The organism is Pseudomonas sp. W4I3 (assembly GCF_030816195.1).
Classification (GTDB): domain Bacteria; phylum Pseudomonadota; class Gammaproteobacteria; order Pseudomonadales; family Pseudomonadaceae; genus Aquipseudomonas.
This window is the reverse complement of the sequence record NZ_JAUSXS010000001.1, coordinates 4453431-4473443: the sequence shown is the minus strand read 5'-3', so window position 1 is coordinate 4473443 and position 20013 is coordinate 4453431. Positions and strand designations below refer to the sequence as shown.

Genomic DNA, 20013 nt, shown 5'->3' with positions numbered 1-20013 from the left:
CCCGTATCTGGCAACTCCGTGGTCGTATGGAAGAGGATATGGGGAATAAGTCGATAGCCTTGATCGGAGTTGTCGGGTCTGGCTATCAGCACCCATCCTGAAATTGATTCGCGAGATGCTTGTGTTCTGTGTGATGTTGCAAGGGCACTGGTTGGTAGGTCATGAACCGGCTCCACAGGTTCTGCGCTCTCTGATTGCGGAAGACGAGAGTCAGCATAATGGATTGACTCCCATCGCATGGAAGGTGCTCCAGCTCACCATGAAGCTGTTTGCCATGCAAATGCAGAGGGCCCACGCAGATGGCGTACTGGACTCCGAGAAGGTCTCAGGTTTGTTCTTTGGTGGCCCGGGTCTTGAGTTGATTGCACGCGAGGTCATCCAGCCGATTTTACTGGCGCGCCCTAGCCAATAACCTTCGACCTTCGACCTCCGATCATAGGTCATGGGCCGTTGGGTTCGCTATCACAGCCTTCAATCCTGATGCGGATGGGTCATTCCAATGACCAAGCCGCACCATCTATTATCGGGTAATCGCCAATCACCCGGTTGAGGATTAACCAGGGCAATGTTGGTCCATACTGGCAGATTCCGTCTAGTTCAATCTCGCAGCCGTGGCGAATGCCAAGCCAAGAAACATGCCTTGATTAAATCGGCGGAGCGGCTGACCAGCCCCCAAAGCCGTCATACACCCGCATTTTCACCCGAGTGGCGCGGCGGTTAGCGAACAGATAAGCAAAGTGCGGCAATCACTCGGGCCAATGCTGTTTCAGTGATGCACGCAGGTCCATGGGCTCGGTGGTTAGTTTGCATTCCGCAGGGGCACCGTTGTGATGTTCCTTGGATCGATTAGCAATTTCAGACCAGAGGCGTTCGCTTGGTCGAGCCCATACTCTTCCAAGTCATCTACCTTCGGTCGAACATCAAGGGCCTCGAAGCGGATGGATCGATATTGCCAGTCAGGATCTTCGGTCTTTACAAAAAACGCCTTCGCGCTGAAAGCGATGCTGGTATCGGCAAATGTCGCGATGTTGAAATACAACCCTTCCGCAGGGGGAAATGCCTCTTCAATTTCTATAGCTTGAAATTCAAAGCGCGCGTCGGGCTGCGGGTTTAGCAGGATGTCAACGGCCATCCGTGCTTCATTCGCCTCCCAGAAAGCATCGAGCGTCAAACTAGCAGTGGAGCGCATGCCAGCGTTTGTTAGAAGACGCAACCACCCGTCCGCGAATGTGGAAATGAGCGGTAGTTCTTCGATGTACGGCACTGTGACCGGTTGATCGACATGCAACGTGATCGCGGGAATTTTCCGGTTTCCGGTAATCGTCAAGGTCGCGCGACCAGATGACATGAGCGTGAGCGCGCGAAGTAGCTCTGCCCATTTCTCCAAGGTTTGCTGCATATCATCGATCGAGCCGATGCTTTCAAGTTTCAGTCCCGTTGGGGTCAGACGGATGATCATTTCTGCGGAGCGGATCAGAAGCTCCGGTCCATGAAGTTCTGAAAGCGGCGGTCCGATAAACATTTCAGCGTCGAACCGTGCAGCTTGTCCGAAGCCTAGGCCACGTATCGAAATCTCGCAGAAACCCAGGGCGGGAGGCGTAAGATAAAGCGCCTCGATGTCGTCAAAAAGTGTGCCTTGATAGGGAAGGCGTATGCCAAAACGGCTATCGAACACTTGGAGATGGCGCGGTTTTAACGGCGCAAGGCCGAGTAGGATATTGCTGAAATGCTCCGGACCTTCGATTTGAATAATGGCTTCTGCCTCGTACCGCCCATTCTCATAACCGAGTTTGACAAGCTGCCGCTGCTTCTCGATTGTGTAGGCGTTAGGATTTTGCCCACACGCGTCACTCATCGCGGCCAACAAGCCCCCGGGTGTCGGTTTGAAACGTAACCCAATTTTTTCGTAGGCGTAGCTGATATCGGTGTGGTTGATGTCATGCGCCTTACGAGCCTCCGCGAGCCTCAACCGTTTAAGAATGCGTGCGAGCTCTTTCCCTATAAGATGGACGAGATACGCGGTGTGGATTTCGCCGTCACTGCTCAGGCAAAACACGATGATGAGGGCGGGCCGAGGATCCTTAGCCAGGCGTTCAATGGCCGAAAGGCTTAGACGGATACGGTTCCCGGTGCGGCCGAGCGTTGATTTCAACTGAACCCGAGCAGCATTGGTTAGACGTTGATCGAGAGGCAACGACGGTTGCCCGGCCAGCGCCATCGGGAATTCGACGATAAAGTCCCAACCCATGACGTCGATGGCGCTCTTATTGCAACAGAGAGCAGCGCGTTCGCAGAGCAATTCGAACTGTCGCTCCCCAATGCGGCCGATGCGATCGGATTCTAGTTCGTTTGCCATTTAGCTCTCGATACCTCTAATGATCATGCGCGTGATAGCACTTGCGCCATGTCTAAGCGTCGATGAATCAGAGAAACGATCGACATCAGGTCTTGTGCGTCTTCCTTGGTCATCGCCCAATGTATTCGGGCCTCATGCGCGGTCGGATTGCGAAACATGCCGAATGTACCGCGGACAAGATTGGCAAACCCACTCTGCTCGCTACGTTCGCTAGCCGTCGACAGCGCGTTGATAGTCATGAGAGGGGGATTGCCAGGGAGAACACGATCCACCAGAGCAGATCCGTCATCGGCTATTCCGGTGCGGGTACGCATCTTGTCAGCAACACTTTTGACAGCTTCTTGCACCGCATGAAAGTAGTTGTCAACGAGAAGCTCGGCGCGGCAGAATTTCAAGTCGTCTGTGTGAACCCCTCGCCCTTCAAGGTCCGCGCTCAAGTCGCGAGCCCTCTGCAGAGCTTCTGGCAAGGTCTTTGCTAAATCCGCCGACTTCAGCTCGCCGGCCTCATCGACCACAAGTCCGGCGAACACAAGCGCCTGGTTCAGGCGAGCCCGCATTGGCTCGTATCGGTTAGGCTCGTGAATGTAGCGAGCGGGCTTCAAGGCGCGCCGAATGAACTCGAGGATGTTGGTACGGTTTCGTTTGGTGTTCTGGCATTCTGCAAAAGCGTTGTAGATACGGACGCGCTTCGTCATAGGTCCGGGATCGGCAATCTTGCACGAGGCCAGCAGGTGCTCGATCTCAGGTCCGCTCAGACCCTCAGTGGTATCGCCAAGCACGCGGGCGATCGCATCTAACTGATCTTGCGAGAAAAAAGCCATGGGGGTCACCGGCCGTTTGATAGGCGACGCAAGAAAGTCCTCGCCGTAATGAGCACTACATGTAATCGGAAGGTGCTGTGATCCTCGTCGGAAAGGCCCGGATGGGAGCCTTCCGAGTGGAGCATCTTGAAGAGACCGTTGATGTAGTTCTTTCCATCCTGCGTCCATTCGTTACGGTCCACAGCAAGAAAACCGATCTCCGCAAGGAGTGCGCGCCGGTTCTCAGAGCTTGGGCGCTGAGCCGACTCTAGCGGCCGGATATTACGGGCTATCTCGTCCAACAGACTTTCGAAGAACGTCCGAAGCTGGCTATTGCAGGCCGCCCAATCGCCGCGTGTGTGGGCTTCAATCGCCTGGTCAATATGACCGAGAGGGATAACGAACCCGAAAAATTTCAGGAGGCGGTGGACCTCGTCGTCGGTTTCAGGAAGCTGGACCTCGCCGGGCAGGGCGGCGCGAATGGAGGCGTTTAGCCCATAGTCATCAAAGACGAGCACGTAACCGTCCCGAGCCAAGCTCCGCGCGAAAGCTGTATGCAAGGACTGAGTTTGATCCTGTTGCTCCAGCTGTGCGGCCTGTCGAATCACGGCCTCACCCAAGCTCATGGTGCCATCAAGCGTCTGAACTACGGTCTCAACGCGTTGCACAACGATGCGGCCGAGGAGATCGCATTTCTTGACCACGCTAAGGCTAGTGCTTGAGGTGATTTCATCCTCGAGGCCAAGCCGGAGCACAACCTGATTAAAGCGTGCCTGTGTGTTCTGCTCTAGTAATTCGACTGCAGCGATAAGTGTAGGTCTAGTAAAAGGCTTGGATCGCATAGGGTATGTTCACACTCGCATCAGTACTTCTAATGGGGTACCAAAGATGGGCAGGGCACAGGCATTGCATCGTTAGCGTCCAGCCCGTAGATCGAGGTGATCAAGCTCTTCTAAGGTGTGAACTACTGACTCCACAAGCTCTGCATCAAAATCATCGCGGTCAGCTTCTTCGTGCGTTCCCTTGTTAAGGTAGGTCCACACTAGGTTAGTAGCTGGGATTCCCAAAATGCGATCATAGGCGGTCAACAGGGGGTCTTTGTTGGCATGGTTGAATGTTTGTGCATCCCGTAACTTCTTGACCAGTGCTTCACAAAGGTTTCTCAACCCGGGCTCGGCACCAACCCCGGCGAGCATGATATTTAAGACACCCTGGTCGTGACTGCCGAGCCAACGCCATACCTTTTCAGACAGCATTTCTAAGGCTTGGCGTGACGCTGCTAGGGCATCTCTATCATTCAGGGCCTCTCTTGCGGCCCTAGCCTTCGCGATGTAGTTTGCGCTAGGTACGTTTCCGGTCACTCTGGGTTGATAGTTGCCGTCATGATGGCGTAACAGATAGACTTGGCAGCCATTGCGTCTCTGGACGGGGAGATGTTGCTGGATGTCCTTGATGAATTCGTTGCTGTGACAGGTGACGATTAATTGAGTTTGAGCAAAGTGGTCACTTTCAAAGATTGTTTCTCGGATACCGCCTCGATGATCGTGGTCGATTGCATTAATGGCGTCGTCGAAGACAATGACAGGGCATTCTATGCTTTTCGCCTTAGCCATGAGGATTGCCAACCCGAGGCAGCGAATATGGCCTTCGCTAAGTATGTGAAGTGCATCGACCCGAGCTCCCGGATTACCTTGGAAGCAGATCTCAATCTTCCCTTCACCTCCAATTGGAAGGTGCAGTGCGAATAATTTGTCCTCATCCCGATCATTGCGATTGAATGCGTTGTAAAGATCCTTGGCTGCGTCGTTGAGTCCCGCTATCAACTGCCCCGGGAGCTGATCCCTGTAGGACCTTAGTTCTACAAGAAATCGGTCATAAGTCCCCTTGAAGGGGGTATCCCGCTCTATGTCGAGAATCTCTTGGTTCGCTTGGGCGATTAGCTCAGCATTTGTTTCGTCGAATGCATTTATACGGCTATTTGCAGCCTCAACGTTCTTTTGCAGTTGCTGTCTCTTAAGATCCTGGGCTTGAACCTTGAGCTGGAATTCGTTGAGCCGTCGACGCTCCGTAATGTGCGGCTGGCGATCCTGCTGAGCTTGCAATGACGCAACGTCTTGGGCTGCCATGCGATCCACCACAGACAGGATTTCATCAAGGGACGGTAGTGCATCTTGAATCACCATCGTTTGGGGGTAGATGCTTGACCACCAACGTTCAACCGGTTCTTCTGGAAGCTGACCAATCCACTGGGAAATGGCCTTATTTTCTCCGGGCTGGGCATCGATGAAAGCGGCGACGGGACTGAACATCTGGCGCAACTCACGTGACGCTTGCCCAAACGTGGTCTGCGTAACCTGCTGCTGCTCCTGGAGAACGCCAAGCTCTTCAAGCTGTTTAAGCCCTTCACCCGCCCTTAGATATGGATCTGCAGCTACGTGAGTCTGACCTTTCAGTGGGGTGTCACAGGCCGGGCACCGGTCTCCCACGACTTCTTGTAGGGCCAGGACCGAGTCATAAAGCGCCTTAAAAGAGACTTGGTCGCTTCTGGCGCGAAGAGCTTCAACGATGTCTTTGAGCTCCTCATCACATTTGTGTGTTTTCTCAAAAGCATCTAGAAGGCCCTGGCGCGTTACGCCGAGCACATTAAGCGGTACCGCTTCCAAAATCGCTTCGAGCTCCTGAAGGCGACCCGGAGTTTCGGCGGTACCGATAAGCTCTTTAAGCACGTCATATGTGATCTCGGCGTCGTACTCCTTCGCTAGGGCTGCCTCTTCTTCCGCCAGTGCTTGCTGGGATGCTGCTTCATTTTCAACGGTCGTTCTATCTGCTGCCAATGCATTTCGGCGAGCAGTCAATGTGGTCTGTTGTTCGCCGAGAAGGATAAGCTGCCCATCGATGCTCTCATTGAAATGGCCCACGAACTCATTGAACTGATCCATGCCGAAGAGAGTGGCAATGAGTTCCGCTCGTTGGGCATTAGGGCGTGCGGCGATTCTGGAAAACGCGTCGATCCGGTTCTTTTCTACGAAGCAGAAACGATAGGTGTCAGCGTTGGCAACGACATTTACTTCTCGCCCTTGCTGATCGGTCGCTTTCAGTATTGGTGCGTTGAATCGCCCATCATGGACATTGGCGAGATAAGTGCGGGCTGCAATGCGCTTGCTTCCCGCCTCTTCGACATCTCCCAAGAGCGCGTACTCCAGTCCTTCGCACAGACTGGTTTTGCCGCTACCGTTGGGGCCGTAGAAAAGGACGATTTGCTTGGTGAGGTCGAATGGCTCGGCTGCTCGAAAGCCTCGAAATGGACCGAGTGTCAGATGTCGAAGTTTCGCCCAAGGCCATGTCCCGAGATCAGCCTGAGCAACTGCGACCGGAGCAATATCTGCGGTACCCTCGAGTTCTCGTCGAATCAGCTCAACTAGGTATATGGATCGCTGGCTTCGTTGACGCGAGGTCCCAGCCAATTCATCGAATTTCGACAAAACCAAGGCAGCTAGACGACGGACATTCGCAGGGATGTCTTTTTCAGGCTGATAAAGCCATCCCACAAAACGCTCAAAATCCTGCCTGGCCGATGCCATATCCTCTCCTTTGGTACCGCCTCGTTGCGTCCAGCTTAGCGTAATATCATCTTGATGGCGTCTTCATTTGCAATGTATGAAATTCAAGCGCCAGCCGGAATATGGGTACGAACTGCGATGCCTCGAGCCGTCCGATACGAAGCTCCAAATCTACAGATAAACGAGTATTTGCAGCCATGCTGTCGCTGCTTGAAGCGAACAAGCCTGAATGGGCGGCTTTCCTGGGCTACTCCATAAGCCGGTGCATACGGGACCCCTCATATCTGGAGGCTTTTCGAGGTATATCGCGAGGCGCCTGTTTAAGGTCGTTCTACCTAGCGGTGTGGTCCTCATGCTTTCTCCATAATGCTCCTGTGCCGCGGCTCTTACGTTGCGAGGGTAGGCGGTTGAGGAATAGGGATATCGGCCAATTGCCATTAGTGGTAGCTTCCGTACTAACACGCGCGTCTGCTATCCCTAAGTGACTCAGGATGCCGACGTGACCGGCTCGATTCAAGCGATACAGGGACGTCATGGTGCTTATCAATATCCCATCGAACAAAGGTGGGCCTGCGGCAAGGCAAGGTTTCAAGTACCAGGATCACGTTGCCGTTTCCTTCATACTGAAGATGCTTCGCGATAGCAGTTACCAGCACGTCGAGTGTGAGACTGCTGACGACATCGTGCTGGTCTCTCGCCAGTCTGGTGAGACGGTTAACGAATATATTCAGGTCAAAACCACCGAAGGTGACAGCAAGTGGAACCAGAGTGAAGCAACAGCTCTGGACAGCGGTCGGGCTGACACTTCTCTACTGCAGAAGTCACTGCTATGTGACTGCCGCCCTGGAAAAGCTCTGTTTCGAATGGTCACCAAGCGCGATACCGCCAAAGCTTTGAGTTGCTTCAAGTTAGAGCTTGAAAAGCGAACTCAGCCTGATCTTGCGACCAGTCGTGGGACAGCCCTTGCTAAGAAGTTTAAGAAAACACGATCACCCATGGGGCGTGACTTTTGCTATTGGGCGGATAATTTTGTGTGGCAGATCTGTGGCGATGTGGACGCGCTGGAGTCAGTGAATCTGCGTAAGCTTGCAGAAATAATCGACATGCAAGGCTCGTGGCCTACGCACAAACAACAGCAGGCAATTTACGCGGAATTTCTTAGCTGGGCAGATGATGCGGCAACCGCAAACGTCATCTCAGAACCTATCCAAAAGGTCATTACGCGCGCGGATGCCATGGATCGCCTTGATGCACTCTTGGCGGCGGCTGATAGCAAAAACATCACTTACTCGAAGCCCTATAAATCCAAGCCTCCGCCGTTTCTGGTCGAATTCCATGCTGCAACCGACGAGGGATTGCTACGAAGCCTGACTGGGTACGACGTTCAGTATGACTTTGGCGAGTGGAGGCATAAGGAACTTGCTGAGCACCTGGTTCAGTGGCTTCCTGAGTTCTGTTTACAAGCCAGCGAGATTGTGAATTTTCAGGTTCACCATGCTCAGACGATTCTGTCGAAGGCGATTGCTACGTTCACTCAGAATGGTATGGAGCGCGATAAGTTAATTGCAGAACTAATCCTGCATGTGATTTTGAGAAATAAGGAAAATAGCGAGCCTATAGCGTGCAAAGTATTTTTTGCCTCAAAGACAGGCCTATCCGAGTTCGGGAACGCCCATATTGTTCAGCGCTCAGGCGAGGTTGATCAACTCTGGTTGGGGTTGGCGAGGATGATTACTGTGGGAACCATGGCCCAGACTGTGGCGCAGGTTTGCAGCACTCTGGATTCGACAATTAACAAAGCCGCACTGACCAACGAGCGCGAGATCATTATCTCGCTGCGCGAACCGAATCACCTTCGCTCCAATTCGGAGGAGTTGAACAAAGCATTAGAACGAAACGCGCCTGCTGAAGAAATGCTGAAGGTGCTGTGCTTTCCTGTGTTATTGGCTTATGACAGTGATGCCTTATCCTCCGGGTACCTCTCCGACTATATTGATCGGCTGAAGCACGAGATCAACGATCACTACAGTTCATTGAAAGTCCATCTGCCGAAGAAAATGGATCAAATCCGAATTGCTGTGTTCCTTGTTCCTATCGAAAGCATCCAGAACTTGATCAAAGAGTTTAACTCACGTTGTAGGGTTTAGGCTGACATGAGATATGAAGTAGTTAAGGAACGACTCGAACGGCTCGGTGAAGATTCAAGCTCCAGGATCGAGCTTCTCCAAGCTATCAGTGTTGCCGTGAACCGGGGGAACCCAGAGTGGGAAGGACGGGACCTCGTCATCCGTGCGCTGGATAAATTCGCCTTGTTTGGTGAAGTTGAGCAATCCCTTTTGCTGAGTATGATCCGCGCGGTGGGCCTATTCCCTTACATCACTCCGTACCTCGATGGAATATCGATTTCAGACCGTCTGGCCTATGAGGTGCATCGGGTGGACGGAGTTGAAGCGGGCATGGTTTTTCATCGGCTGCAGGCTCATGTGTTCAGCTTGCTGATGCAAGGACGTAACGTCGTGCTGAGTGCCTCAACAAGCGTCGGTAAAAGCTTGGTGATAGACGCCGTTCTGGCCCAGGAAAAATTTCGCAAGATCGTGGTCATCGTCCCAACCATCGCCCTCATCGACGAAACGCGCCGACGTCTGGTCAAGCGCTTCAAACAGAGGTGCAATGTCATTACGCATCCGACTCAGGAAGCCGACGACGCCCGAGTAAACGTTTACCTGCTGACCCAGGAGAGAGTCCTCCAGCGTGACGATCTACAGGACGTCGGCTTTTTCGTCGTAGATGAATTCTATAAACTTGACCTGTGCAGTGACTCGGAAACTGGCAGCCGTGCAATTGATTTGAGCTTGGCTTTCCACAAGCTGGCAAGACAGGGGGCACAGTTCTATCTACTCGGCCCGCATATCCAAAATATCCACGGTCTCGACGCTTATGAGTACAATTTCATCCCCTCCAACTTTTCCACAGTGGCCGTCGATGTTGAGTATTTCAATTTGCCGACCAACGGAGATGCACGCAAGGACAAGCTCCTAGAACTCTGCCGCAAAATTGCCACCCCCACGCTCATCTACTCTCAGTCGCCAGCAAGCGCTAACAAGGTTGCACAGCTCCTTATCGAAAAGGGTGGGTTTTCGCCGCTCGCGCAGACCCAAGACATTGCTCAATGGATCGCGAAGGAATACCACCCCCAGTGGAACGTCGCGAAGGCCATATCGCTTGGTATCGCCATTCACCATGGTGGCGTCCCTAGAGCGCTGCAACAGTATTTTGTGAAGCTCTTCAACGAGGGGACAATCAAGTACATCATCTGTACGTCAACGATGATTGAGGGGGTCAATACTTCAGCAGAAAACGTCATCATTTATGACCGCCGGGTTAGTAACACGCCGTTCGATTTCTTCACGTTCAAGAACATTTCTGGCCGCGCGGGTCGCATGAACCGCTACTTCATCGGCAAGGTTTACATGCTGGAGGCTCCGCCGGAAGAAAAAGATCTCACTGTTGATTACCCGATTGGACTGCAGAACGAAGATTCTCCGATGGGGCTTTTGATGAAGCTAGAGCCGGAGTACCTCACGGATATCTCCCGTCAGCGGCTGGATCGGGCGTATGCGACACCGTTGCTGTCTACTGCGACCCTCGTCGAAAATCGGCATATCCCGGTTGACCGGCAGATAGAGATCGCCGAATCAATTATCAGGAATCTTGCAGTGAGTCGCCGAATGCTCACTTGGAAAGGAAACCCTGAACAAAACCAGCTCGAATACGTGTGCACCTTAGTCTGTGATCACCTTCAGACCAAACTGATGGATTATGGAATCATTTCAGGCCCTCAGCTCGCCTTTCATATCAACTCTGTCCGAATGGAGAAAGACTTCTCGGCGTATCTGCAGAACGCAATCGACACTAACCGAGCGGGCACCACTGCGAGCGAAGCGATCAACCTTCGTCTCAAGTTTATCCGTAACGTCCTGTGCTATCGCCTTCCTCGTGATTTTATGGCCATAAGCAAGATCCAGGCGGATGTCTTCACCCAGCGCAATATTGAGCCAGGAGACTTCAGCTTCTTCTCTGAGCAGATGGAGAACCTTTTTCACGATCCCTTACTGACGGCGCTGGACGAATATGGGATTCCCACGCAGGTCTCGACGCGTATTAAGAGTTCAATTCTTCCATCTGACAACCTGAATGACCTGCTGAACAAGTTACGGCACTTGGCGATCCGCCTGGATGGGATGCAGCTGTCCCCGTTTGAGCGAAATATTATGAAATGGGCGATTGCCGAGATGTAGCTCTAAGGCGCTGGCAGAGAGCATCTGCAGGGGCAAAGCGTGGTGCGTTCGGCTTCGACTTGTGCCCCGTGAGATGTATTTAAATCGTTGAGCTGGCAACAGGGACTGACGCGCAGTGCGCAATCCTTCGCCTGGTTGCCTGAGTCGAGTCTGGGATGTTACGGACATTTAAGATTTTTCAATTTTTAAAAAAATATTGTCCGAAGGCACCGGCGTAGCTTCGAATAATAGTTTTGGTTTTTCTAGCAAATAGCCCTGGAGTTTTCCTTTCTTCCGAGGACCTTCCACCTGACAGACCCAAATATTTAAACCATTGTCGCGCTTCCTGTGGACATTCAGCTTCTCGAACTGCTTTTGCACCCAACGCCACTCTTCGATCTCTTGGCAGGCGCCCTGAGAGATACCGGGGAATTCCTGCGTATAGCGTTGAAAGAGACCAGGCGTGACCAAAAATACGCTCCCATCCACCGTGTGGATTTTAGCCCTGCTGTCGTTGATGATCAGTTTGTGGCTGAGAATGCCTTCCTTAACCCAATTCAGGAATGCCTGGCCTGGGTTATCCGATTGAAGCATTGAAGTTTCGACAGCACTTTCTGACAGTGCGTCACTGGCCTCAGGCTCTTTCAATTCGAACATGTCCAGCAGCGTGCCGAGGTAATCGGCATCATCTAGTGCCAAGGGATCCGGCTGCGGTTGGCTTTGACCTGATCCTGCACTGCCTGTCTCGGGCGCTGGTACTGGTACCGGGGTATCAGTTGAGTGGTCATGGGCCGCAATGCTCACCGTTCCGCTAAAAGCCTCGGGCCGGTCTTCGTTCCCCCAAATCAGTGCCGGTTGAAGGCGCAGAAAGGTGAAACTCTGCTGCCAGTTGCCTTGCGCGACAAGCGCGGTCCAGATGGCTTTGCCTTCCGGCGTGGACTCAACCAATCCATGTGACTGCAGCTCGTCGAACACCGCGATGTTGGATGAGGGAATGCCTTCAATCGATTGGGACAGCAGATAGGCTCGCAGCTTGTCCGTGACCGTCTTGCTGACTAGCCAGAGTGCGTCGTGGGTCAGCCATCCCGCGGCACCTGGCTGGTTGAGTTTCAGTTCGTGCTGAACCAGATGGCGCAATCCGTTGATCAAGTGATGTTGCAGCGAATGAATCGGTGCTTGCAGCGCCTTGCTCGGGTTACCACCGATGTTCTGTGCGGTGGAAACGCGGTCGGCCTGCATCACCAACTCACCGAGCACACCGGCACGTTCGTACTGGCCGGCCAGGACATACAGCAGGCTGGCCCACAGTGACGGAAATCCACTCAGCCAATCGAGGATCGGGCGGTCGAGAATCTGGGTGTAGAGCAAGCCTGCGGCGGCGCCGTGCAGGTGGTAATCACGACCCTTGAGGTAGCGAAAACGGTAGGGCTGATCCAGGGGACCCTGCCAAGGATGCCAAAGACCGCCATCCTGGCGTTCGACCTGCAAGTCCACGGCGATCTTGCCGATGTCATGCAGCAGGGCGCCATAAGCAATACCCGCCGACCAGGCATCGGTCTGGGCGGCCTGGTCTTCGGGCGCGGCGCCGGTGGGCAGCAGATAAGACTGACGCAGTTTCAAACTGCACGCGACCAGTTCCAGTCCATGGTCGAGCATGCCGCCGAGATACGCATGGTGGTGCGTCTCGCTGGCCGGGAGTTGCTGGACCTGTTCGGTGTAGCGATGGATCGGATTTAAATAGAGTTGGATGAACTGCGCGTGGGAGAGGGCGGTGTACTGCCAGATGCGATCGAGCAATTGGCGGCGGTGCTCGGCGGCTAACAAGCTGTGGGCCGATTCGATGGGCAGGTAACCTTCGGCGACGCTCACGGTCGGTGGTGGAGGGGGCTTCTGCCTTTTGTGGCGAAATAGACTGAGCATCTTGACCTCCGGGCGGTGGTTGGGTCAGTGGCCTTTTAGCCTTTTCGGATAGCGCTCTTACCCTTGAGTCCCCATTCCCTTCCAACCCTTACCCGTCCTTTTGGCGCGTGTCCCTTTGTGCGGCAATCGAAATATGGATACTGCTGAACATCGTTTTGTTGGGGGGCTAGTACGGAAAAGACAAGAGTCGGTACACTGCGGTGCATATTTTTTGGGTCTTGCCATGAACCTCACTGACGCCACGCTCGTGCTGCTGCTCGCGGCACGTATCCATGGGACCGACGAAGCCGTCCGGGCCTCGGCGAAGAGCGTGGTCAAGAAGTTGCCGCGCAGTAAGCGTGATCTGATCTACAAGGTAATCGACAGCCGAAGTCCGCTTGAGCTGGTGGATTTTCTAGCGCAGAACCTGGATGCGGAATGACAGGCTGCGGGTGTGTTCCCATCCCTGACTTTTTGCATCAGAGCCCCGCGGAATGGGTTTTCTGGGCGCAGAAAAAAGGGCCCAACTCGCGTTGGGCCCTGTGATGCGATTGCAGCGGTGAGGTAACGATCAAACTCCATCGTTCATGCATCGTGAGTCATCCATTACCATCTGCTTCAGTTGCTGCTCCAGGTTGAGTACATACTCCGAGGCGCTTCGGGCCTGACCACTGGCGCGAAAGATCGCGCGTTTGTCAGCCTTGAGCAGGCCGAGCCAGGAGTCGATGTAGCCCTCGTGCCGCAGCTCCCCCTGTATACCGGCGTAGGCACATAAAAAAGCAGCGCCCATCTCGGCGATCAACTCCTCAAACGCGTAGCCTGGCGAGCCGAAAGGACAGGATGACGTCACACCCTCGCGTTGCAACCGAGAGTGATGCCCAGTCCAGTGCGTCAGCTCGTGAAGTGCAGTGGCGTAGTATCCACCTTCGTCTTGAAACTGCGCTTTTGTCGGCAGCTGGATGAGATCCCTGATCGGGTGGTAAAAGGCTTCGTTGGCAGATCGATGAACGATGTGTGCCCCCGAACGTAACAGCAGATTTTCCGCAGCGCTGTTGGGCTGGAAGGGATCACTCTGTTCCGTCTCGAGCTGGGTGTCATTGAGCATTTCGAGCCCCTCCGTTTGCTCGATGTTGAACAAAAAATGTGTCCTGAGAATGCCGAAGTGAGCGACCTTGTGTTGACCGTTTTCATCGAGTACGGGCTGGCCTGACTCGGTCTGTTCCTCGCGCTCCATCGGCTTGTAGAGCACCGCCAGAGTGCTGTGCTCACCCTTACGAATGTGCCCACCGGTCTTTTTGGCTTGGTTGAAGGTCAGCCAACGATCTTGAGTGAACCCCTGCAATCGGGCCTCGGCCCAGAGCAGCGGTAAATTGATGCCCGAATACGGACGTCGCGTGATGGCGTTGATGGGGTAGGGTTGATGGCCGATGTAAGCGGAGCCACTTGAGGACCATGGCTTGATCCAGGGAGCAACGCCTTGGTCTAACGCGGTAACGATCTTGTCAGTCACGTCTTGGTAGATATCGCGCATGGCAATTTCCTCGAGAGAAAAACGGAGGAACGCCGTGCCCGTCGGGGAGGGTTCCCCGGTTGGGTGATGGGCTGGATTGATGCAGGTCTTGCATGCCGTCCGAATGTGGAGGTGGGCGCCGCCAATTGCGCTTAGCGCTGGTGTTCTCCTGCAAGCGCTATCAGCAAGGCGCCAGGCTGACCCGGTTCTTGGAGTAGGCTCAGACTCAATTGCAGCAACGGGTCGTGGTCTAAGTGATCTGTTGGTTCAACCCGGACAACCTCGAACATCACATAGGGCTCGTGTGGAGAGGCGAGGTGAGCTTCGAAGGCTGCGCGCAATACGTGGCTCAACCGATCGACCTGCAGCTTCTCAGCGTGATCGGATTGCTCGAGCAGTACTGCGCGTTGCCACGCGCCAGGGGTGAACACAATGGGTAACCGAAGAGTGTTCAGTGTTTCCGGTGTAAGTGAATCGGGCATGGCATGTCTCCGTCGAAAACGCGAAGAAACCTGTCCCGTGCGGAGAAAGATTTCCCCGCAATGGGTTGAAGAAAATTAAGAGGGCTTACCTCGCGAGCAGAGCTCAAAAGGCGCTCATAAGAGCAGTAGGCGTTCATCACCGTAGAAACGGTCACTGTGCGAGCCACCGAACGCTAATCGCACTTGGGAGGAACCATCATCGAAGTGACGTAGCCTTGAAGGTTCTGGCTACCTGGGAAAGTGCTGTTGATAACAGCTATCCGCACCTTGTATTTAGCCGGACGATTTATCTGGGTCAATCACTGTAGAGACGCTGTTTCACGGGGATTGTCTTCTGTCTTCCAGTGAAGATTTTTCGGCTGGGGCAAACTGATAAACGGTCAGGCACGGGCCGATTTCAGTAGTACGCTATTGCTCTTGTCTCAACCATGAAAACGCTCAGAAGAGGGCGAGACCATGCCGATTCAGCAACCTGTTCAGAGTTCACGTGCCCACCGCTGGGCGTACGTCTGTGGTATGTCGGTGAAGCGTGGTTACCGTAGGTTGAAAACGTTTGAATCCCGTGTGGTTGAGCGTGCGGAGACGGTAGGTATGCCCGCAGGTAAATTTCTTGTTCGCGGGAGCTTTTTGATTTCCAAACTGGCATTGATCGGAGGATTGCTCTTTGTTAGTGTTTGGATGGTTACTTTCATTGTGATGATGCTGGCTGTCACTACTTTGCTATGGCTCAGGGGTTTTATTTGTGCCGATCAACAAGAGAAAAATCCAGGGCCAGACTACCTAGGTGCGGACCTCTACATTGGTGACTTCGACGACAATGGGCATTATATAGGCGACAGCAAGTCATCTAATTGAGCGCTTAGCAGCACCCAATATTTGATCCGTACCTTTGCTCGCTGAATCACTTGCGGCTTTGCTACCGTTCGCCAACATGCCTTGAATCCCGGTGCCGACTGAATATCCTGCCCAGCTCATGGCCCCTAGAAACAGCATCGGCAGCACGATAAACATCGCCCCCATCACATACTCAATTACCTGTGCCGTGACCGTCCCATCCATAAACCCAGATGTGGGCAGCGACAACAGCACCTGATTGGAAGCCGAAACCTGGTTGTACAGGGTATCGAGCATGCTGGAGTCGACCCAGCGGGCCAGTTCCCACCAGAAGCTCAGCATATGCAGTGTGAACAGTGCGAACGTCACCGTCATGACGGTCTTCAACTGGTAGTTACTGACCAATAGAATCAGCGGCAAGCTGATGATGACGCCCATGATCAGGAAGGCCTGCACCATCGGTAGGGCGGCGCGTAGCGCATTCATTGCGGGAAAATTACTGAAGGAACCCAGTGCCAATCCGGTATTGGTGGCTAGGTTATTGAGACCCTGATTGATCGAGCCGCCGCGGGCACTGGAGCCATAGTCCTGGTACACCTGTCCGGGCGACATGGACATCGATTGCTGGCGCGGGCTGACCAGCTCACGCAAGGTGGCATCCTCGATATCGTTGCTGGAACGACCAGTCAACCAACCTTTCAGCTGAGTCAGCAGCGAGGGATCGACCTGCTGGATCAAGCGCTCGCGCAACCCAACACCGCTATCACTCCACCACTGCTTGCAGGTGGGATAGCCTGCGCCATTCTCTAACCGAGGCAAGGAGACATCGCGGTTTTCGTCATACGGCCAGCTGGCTCGCGGTGCGCGTGAGCGATCGGTGTCGTAGTAGCCGGGGGAGTCTAGAAAATAGCTTGAACCGATCCAGGAAGCGTCATGACTTTGTGCCTTGTCCAACTGCGGACGGTTGGTGAATAGCCGAGAACGGGAATAGCCATAGCAGTCGCGGGTGAAGTCGGCGACTTCCTGCAGCAGGACCTGGCTGTCGATACGCGAACTGTCGATCTCCATGCGCATCTGCCGGATATCCGGTGCGCAGGGAATGGAGGCGGTGGCCGCGGCGGTTACCCCTTTGCTCAAGGCATGCACCAGAAACCACCAGATCGGCACGTTGGCGGAGCGTTCGCCAATAGTATTGAAAGTCGTCCCCCAAGCGGTTTCCGCCGGCTTGGCCACACTCACGCCGCAGCGCTGACTCGCCGCATCATCGAACGCCATTGACGTGAGACTCAACGGAAAGACCGGTGCGCAGCCGAACAATACGACGATGTAGGCCAGCCACAATCGGTTCTCGATTCGCGGTACCGACAATAGTCCCTTGTTGCCTTCATCTGCGCCTTGTTGACGGGCCGATAGCCATTCTTGGAGGATGATCGCGCCGAAGGGCGCGGCGAACAGCCCGGTGTCGGACAGGACGCTCCAGAGGCCGTTGTTGATGATCCAGGCCAGGAGAGAGAGGTAAAACTCCAGGTAGCTGTTGGTGCTCATGAGCATGGTGGTGACCTCACAGCCGGGTGAGTTCGACGACGGTAAAGAGCACGAATCCTATTGCCCCGATGCGTTTCACGCGCAGTCGATCCCGTGGTCGATGTCGATAACGCCGAAGCAGATCACACCAGAGTGCAAAGAGAGCGCCGTAGAGCAGGGCACGCCACCATCGCAGATAAGGCCGTACGGATTCGAATGCCTGCTGCCAAGCCTCGAAACTACCCAGTGCAGTACGGCTGACCCAGGCGACCAGTGCGGCGGTCAGGATCATCAGCGCGGCAATCCCCAGACCTGAAAGCAAAGTGAATAGCGGTGAGCGTTTCATGGCTGCCTGGCGTCAGCATCATTGAGTCGGCCCGGCTCAGGGTCGCCTTGCTCCACGGTGCGCGAAGCATCGGCACCGCCCGCATGTCGATCAAGCACCAGGCTGGCGGTGTTGGTAGCCAGTATCTGCCGAACCTGCAGTTCGGTCTGCAGCAGACGTATTTCGCGCTCCAGGGCGTCGATGTTTTTCGTCAAGGCGATTTGGGCCGGCTCGGCGGAGGCGATGTTCGGTTCGTGACTTCCCGCCAGCATAGTGCGCAGTAGCAGGAGCGCCTTGTCGAGTACGCTGGACAAGGCTGTCTCGCTGGCCAGGCGTCGTGCCAGCAAATCCTGGTCGGGATCGTCGCGCAGGGCTTCAACCACGCCACGGGTCACCGGCAGCATTGGGCTTGAGGCTTTTGCCAGGTTGTCAGGGGTAGGCGGCAGAGAGCCCGACAGCAACCCTTGCAGGGCTTTCAGTCGCTCGCTGTAGGCCTCCTGGATCAACGGCGTCAATCCGCTACCCGCGGTCACGCGCAGGGTTTCGCAGCTGTCACAGGTCGCGACTTCGCTCTCGCCCAGTACGCGGACGGCCCATGCGGCTTCCTCTTGGGGCGAAGCCCAGGTCTGACAAATTGTCCCACCTAAGCAGTCGCTGCTATTGATTGAGGTGCTGTCATCTACTGACCGATTATGCAGCAGGTTATAGCCCGCGCGCACCGCGTCGGAAGTCACACGAATGGGTGTTTGCCCGTCACCTCCGGCTTTTGAGCCACCGACCCAGGACACTCCATTGTTGCCGTTATGGGCCTCGGTGTTTTTCACCGCGGCCACCGCATCACCGCCGGTTTGCTCCAGGTTGCCTTGCATTTCTTGGTTCTTGGCCAGCGCGCCCCAGCCGGCTTGACCGACCTTGTCCGCCATCTTTTCTGCCATGGCCTGGCAGGTCAGCTTGGAGCGGTCGAAGTCGATGCGCCCCTGCATCACCCCATTACTGAGCAACTCATAGAGGCCTGGGTTGGCGCGCTGAATGATCAACGCCGGCAGCGACATCACAGCTTGGGTCGCGTTCTGCACGATGCTGCCCATGATTTGCTGGAAACCTTCGGTGACGCCGTTCAGTTGGTTTTGCAGGGTGTTGGTAAGACTCATGTTTCCGCACATCATGTTCGCTCGCCATGACCCGCCGACACCGAGACCACTGGGTCGGTAGAGCGAACTCGGTGAGCCGACTGCCGAGCCGCCACCAATGGTGTACATCACTCGGTCGTCGAGTACTTCACCTTGAGTACCCAGACGGTAACCACCCTCGGCGGCGTAGGCATGTGTGGCAATGGCGAGCAGTCCACAGAGCAACAGACTCATCGTGCCCAACCAGTGCCGCGCGAGCCGACTCATGAAGCACCTCCTTCGAAGTCGATGCTGAACAGGAAGGTCTGTCCCTCACGTTTGCAGCAGCTATAGGGACGCCACAGCGACCAGGCGTAGCCGCCATCCGCGCTCTGTACCGGATCGCTGGGGAAGATGGCGCACGTTGGCTGCACCTGGGGGTAGAGCAATTGCCATTTGTGGGTCGAAGCGTCGTTTTCAACGATCGGGCCAGGCGGCCAGTAGCCGTCGCGTTTGGCGGGCGTGAGTGGTAAGTACACATGCGGCTGCCAGTTGTGGGTAATCACATCACCGGCCCGTTGCGCCATGACCGCGGCTGCCTTGAAGTCGTCGGGCTGTACTAGAAAGCCCTGCCGGGGATAGACGTTGCCCCACATATTTCCCAAAGCCTGACGACCAATTTCACGGATCCCCGGCATGAGCGACTCGGGGTAAAGACTTTCCGGGATGCCATGGCGCCAGGCCAGTGAGTCCAGAGTACTCAGGTAGTAGGGCATGAACGCCGCGGCGCCGCTGGCGCAGGCGTAACCAGATTGCGAGGCTAGTTGCGTGGCGGCCCATCCACCCGGGTGACCGATGCCATCAACGTTTTTGAAACGAGGCAGGTTATCGCGCTGTGTGTTCGGCGTGATCAGGTTACCACCACCTTCCGCACCGCTAATGGGAGAGGAGAGGGGAGCCATCTCGGTCCAGGGGTTATTGCCGGTGGTGGCGTAGCTCGAGACCACCAGTTCAGGAATGAAATGTCGAACCTTGGTGGAGGTTTTAACCGTGCAGCCGAAGGGCGTGCAGAGCAGCCAGAAACAAATGCCGATGACCCTGTATTCGAGGCAGTCTGGAGAAAGCACGGAGGCGGTAATGCTGGCGGTATCCAGTGCCACGCTTGGGCCGCATGCCAGCAGGGCGCTCAGCGCTAACGGCCGTAGCTTCGTAGGTGAGGAGATTGGCGAGCGGGCAACAGGCATGATCCAGGCTCTCTGTGTATGGCCTGGGCAGGTTCGGTTAGGGTCTGAAGACTGTCAGCGGAAATTATGAAGGCGAATCTATCGGGATTGTGA

Annotated in this window: 16 protein-coding genes; 5 read left to right on the top strand and 11 right to left on the bottom strand. The window is 54.9% G+C overall.

Going from position 1 to position 20013, the window contains the following annotated elements; all coding sequences use genetic code 11:
* Nucleotides 1-115 precede the first annotated feature (115 nt).
* Nucleotides 116-412 carry a hypothetical protein gene (locus tag QF045_RS20240; protein ID WP_306493726.1) on the top strand — a complete coding sequence of 99 codons (297 nt, stop codon included), beginning with the start codon at nucleotides 116-118 and terminating at the stop codon, nucleotides 410-412.
* Between the two features lie 387 nt (nucleotides 413-799).
* On the opposite strand, the gene QF045_RS20235 is transcribed toward QF045_RS20240, so the two are convergent.
* The 4 genes from QF045_RS20235 to QF045_RS20220 all read right to left on the bottom strand — a co-directional run bounded on the left by QF045_RS20235 (nucleotide 800) and on the right by QF045_RS20220 (nucleotide 6737).
* Nucleotides 800-2356 carry a hypothetical protein gene (locus tag QF045_RS20235; RefSeq protein ID WP_306493725.1) on the bottom strand — a complete coding sequence of 519 codons (1557 nt, stop codon included), beginning with the start codon at nucleotides 2354-2356 and terminating at the stop codon, nucleotides 800-802.
* Nucleotides 2357-2379: 23 nt separating this feature from the next.
* Complete coding sequence (locus tag QF045_RS20230; RefSeq protein ID WP_306493724.1) at nucleotides 2380-3177, bottom strand: TIGR02391 family protein; 798 nt, start codon at nucleotides 3175-3177, stop codon at nucleotides 2380-2382.
* 5 nt (nucleotides 3178-3182) lie between these two features.
* Entirely contained in the window at nucleotides 3183-3998 is an 816-nt protein-coding gene (locus QF045_RS20225; protein WP_306493723.1) for a hypothetical protein, read from the bottom strand.
* A 72-nt stretch (nucleotides 3999-4070) separates the two neighbouring features.
* Nucleotides 4071-6737 carry an AAA family ATPase gene (locus tag QF045_RS20220; protein ID WP_306493722.1) on the bottom strand — a complete coding sequence of 889 codons (2667 nt, stop codon included), beginning with the start codon at nucleotides 6735-6737 and terminating at the stop codon, nucleotides 4071-4073.
* A gap of 512 nt (nucleotides 6738-7249) precedes the next feature.
* On the opposite strand from QF045_RS20220, the gene QF045_RS20215 reads away from it, so the two are divergent.
* Together QF045_RS20215 and QF045_RS20210 are read left to right on the top strand one after the other, a co-directional pair.
* Nucleotides 7250-8863, top strand: coding sequence for a dsDNA nuclease domain-containing protein (locus QF045_RS20215; RefSeq protein ID WP_306493721.1), 1614 nt, complete (start codon nucleotides 7250-7252; stop codon nucleotides 8861-8863).
* 6 nt (nucleotides 8864-8869) lie between these two features.
* Complete coding sequence (locus QF045_RS20210) at nucleotides 8870-11014, top strand: DEAD/DEAH box helicase (protein ID WP_306493720.1); 2145 nt, start codon at nucleotides 8870-8872, stop codon at nucleotides 11012-11014.
* Nucleotides 11015-11182: 168 nt separating this feature from the next.
* Here the strand turns inward: QF045_RS20210 and mobH are convergent, their stop codons facing one another.
* A complete protein-coding gene (gene mobH, locus QF045_RS20205; protein WP_306493719.1) occupies nucleotides 11183-12913 on the bottom strand; it encodes a MobH family relaxase in 1731 nt (576 codons plus the stop codon).
* 223 nt (nucleotides 12914-13136) lie between these two features.
* Between mobH and QF045_RS20200 the strand changes: the two genes are divergently transcribed.
* Nucleotides 13137-13334 carry a hypothetical protein gene (locus tag QF045_RS20200; protein WP_007901093.1) on the top strand — a complete coding sequence of 66 codons (198 nt, stop codon included), beginning with the start codon at nucleotides 13137-13139 and terminating at the stop codon, nucleotides 13332-13334.
* Nucleotides 13335-13463: 129 nt separating this feature from the next.
* On the opposite strand, the gene QF045_RS20195 is transcribed toward QF045_RS20200, so the two are convergent.
* A complete protein-coding gene (locus QF045_RS20195) occupies nucleotides 13464-14423 on the bottom strand; it encodes an ArdC family protein (protein WP_306493718.1) in 960 nt (319 codons plus the stop codon).
* Nucleotides 14424-14554: 131 nt separating this feature from the next.
* A complete protein-coding gene (locus QF045_RS20190; protein ID WP_306493716.1) occupies nucleotides 14555-14884 on the bottom strand; it encodes a hypothetical protein in 330 nt (109 codons plus the stop codon).
* Between the two features lie 456 nt (nucleotides 14885-15340).
* Between QF045_RS20190 and QF045_RS20185 the strand changes: the two genes are divergently transcribed.
* Entirely contained in the window at nucleotides 15341-15739 is a 399-nt protein-coding gene (locus QF045_RS20185; protein ID WP_306493714.1) for a DUF3742 family protein, read from the top strand.
* Here QF045_RS20185 and QF045_RS20180 read toward each other — a convergent pair.
* Genes QF045_RS20180 through QF045_RS20165 form a run of 4 tightly spaced genes read right to left on the bottom strand, consistent with a single transcriptional unit; the run spans nucleotide 15728 to nucleotide 19920 of the window.
* A complete protein-coding gene (locus QF045_RS20180) occupies nucleotides 15728-17269 on the bottom strand; it encodes a conjugal transfer protein TraG N-terminal domain-containing protein (protein ID WP_306493713.1) in 1542 nt (513 codons plus the stop codon). The two genes, QF045_RS20185 and QF045_RS20180, sit on opposite strands and share 12 nt — an antisense overlap.
* 10 nt (nucleotides 17270-17279) lie before the next feature.
* A complete protein-coding gene (locus tag QF045_RS20175; RefSeq protein ID WP_306493712.1) occupies nucleotides 17280-17588 on the bottom strand; it encodes a hypothetical protein in 309 nt (102 codons plus the stop codon).
* Nucleotides 17585-18964, bottom strand: coding sequence for an integrating conjugative element protein (locus QF045_RS20170; RefSeq protein ID WP_306493711.1), 1380 nt, complete (start codon nucleotides 18962-18964; stop codon nucleotides 17585-17587). Before QF045_RS20170 ends, QF045_RS20175 begins: the two co-directional genes overlap by 4 nt.
* Complete coding sequence (locus QF045_RS20165; RefSeq protein WP_306493710.1) at nucleotides 18961-19920, bottom strand: TIGR03756 family integrating conjugative element protein; 960 nt, start codon at nucleotides 19918-19920, stop codon at nucleotides 18961-18963. The genes QF045_RS20170 and QF045_RS20165 overlap by 4 nt, the downstream gene beginning before the upstream one ends.
* Nucleotides 19921-20013: the final 93 nt, after the last annotated feature.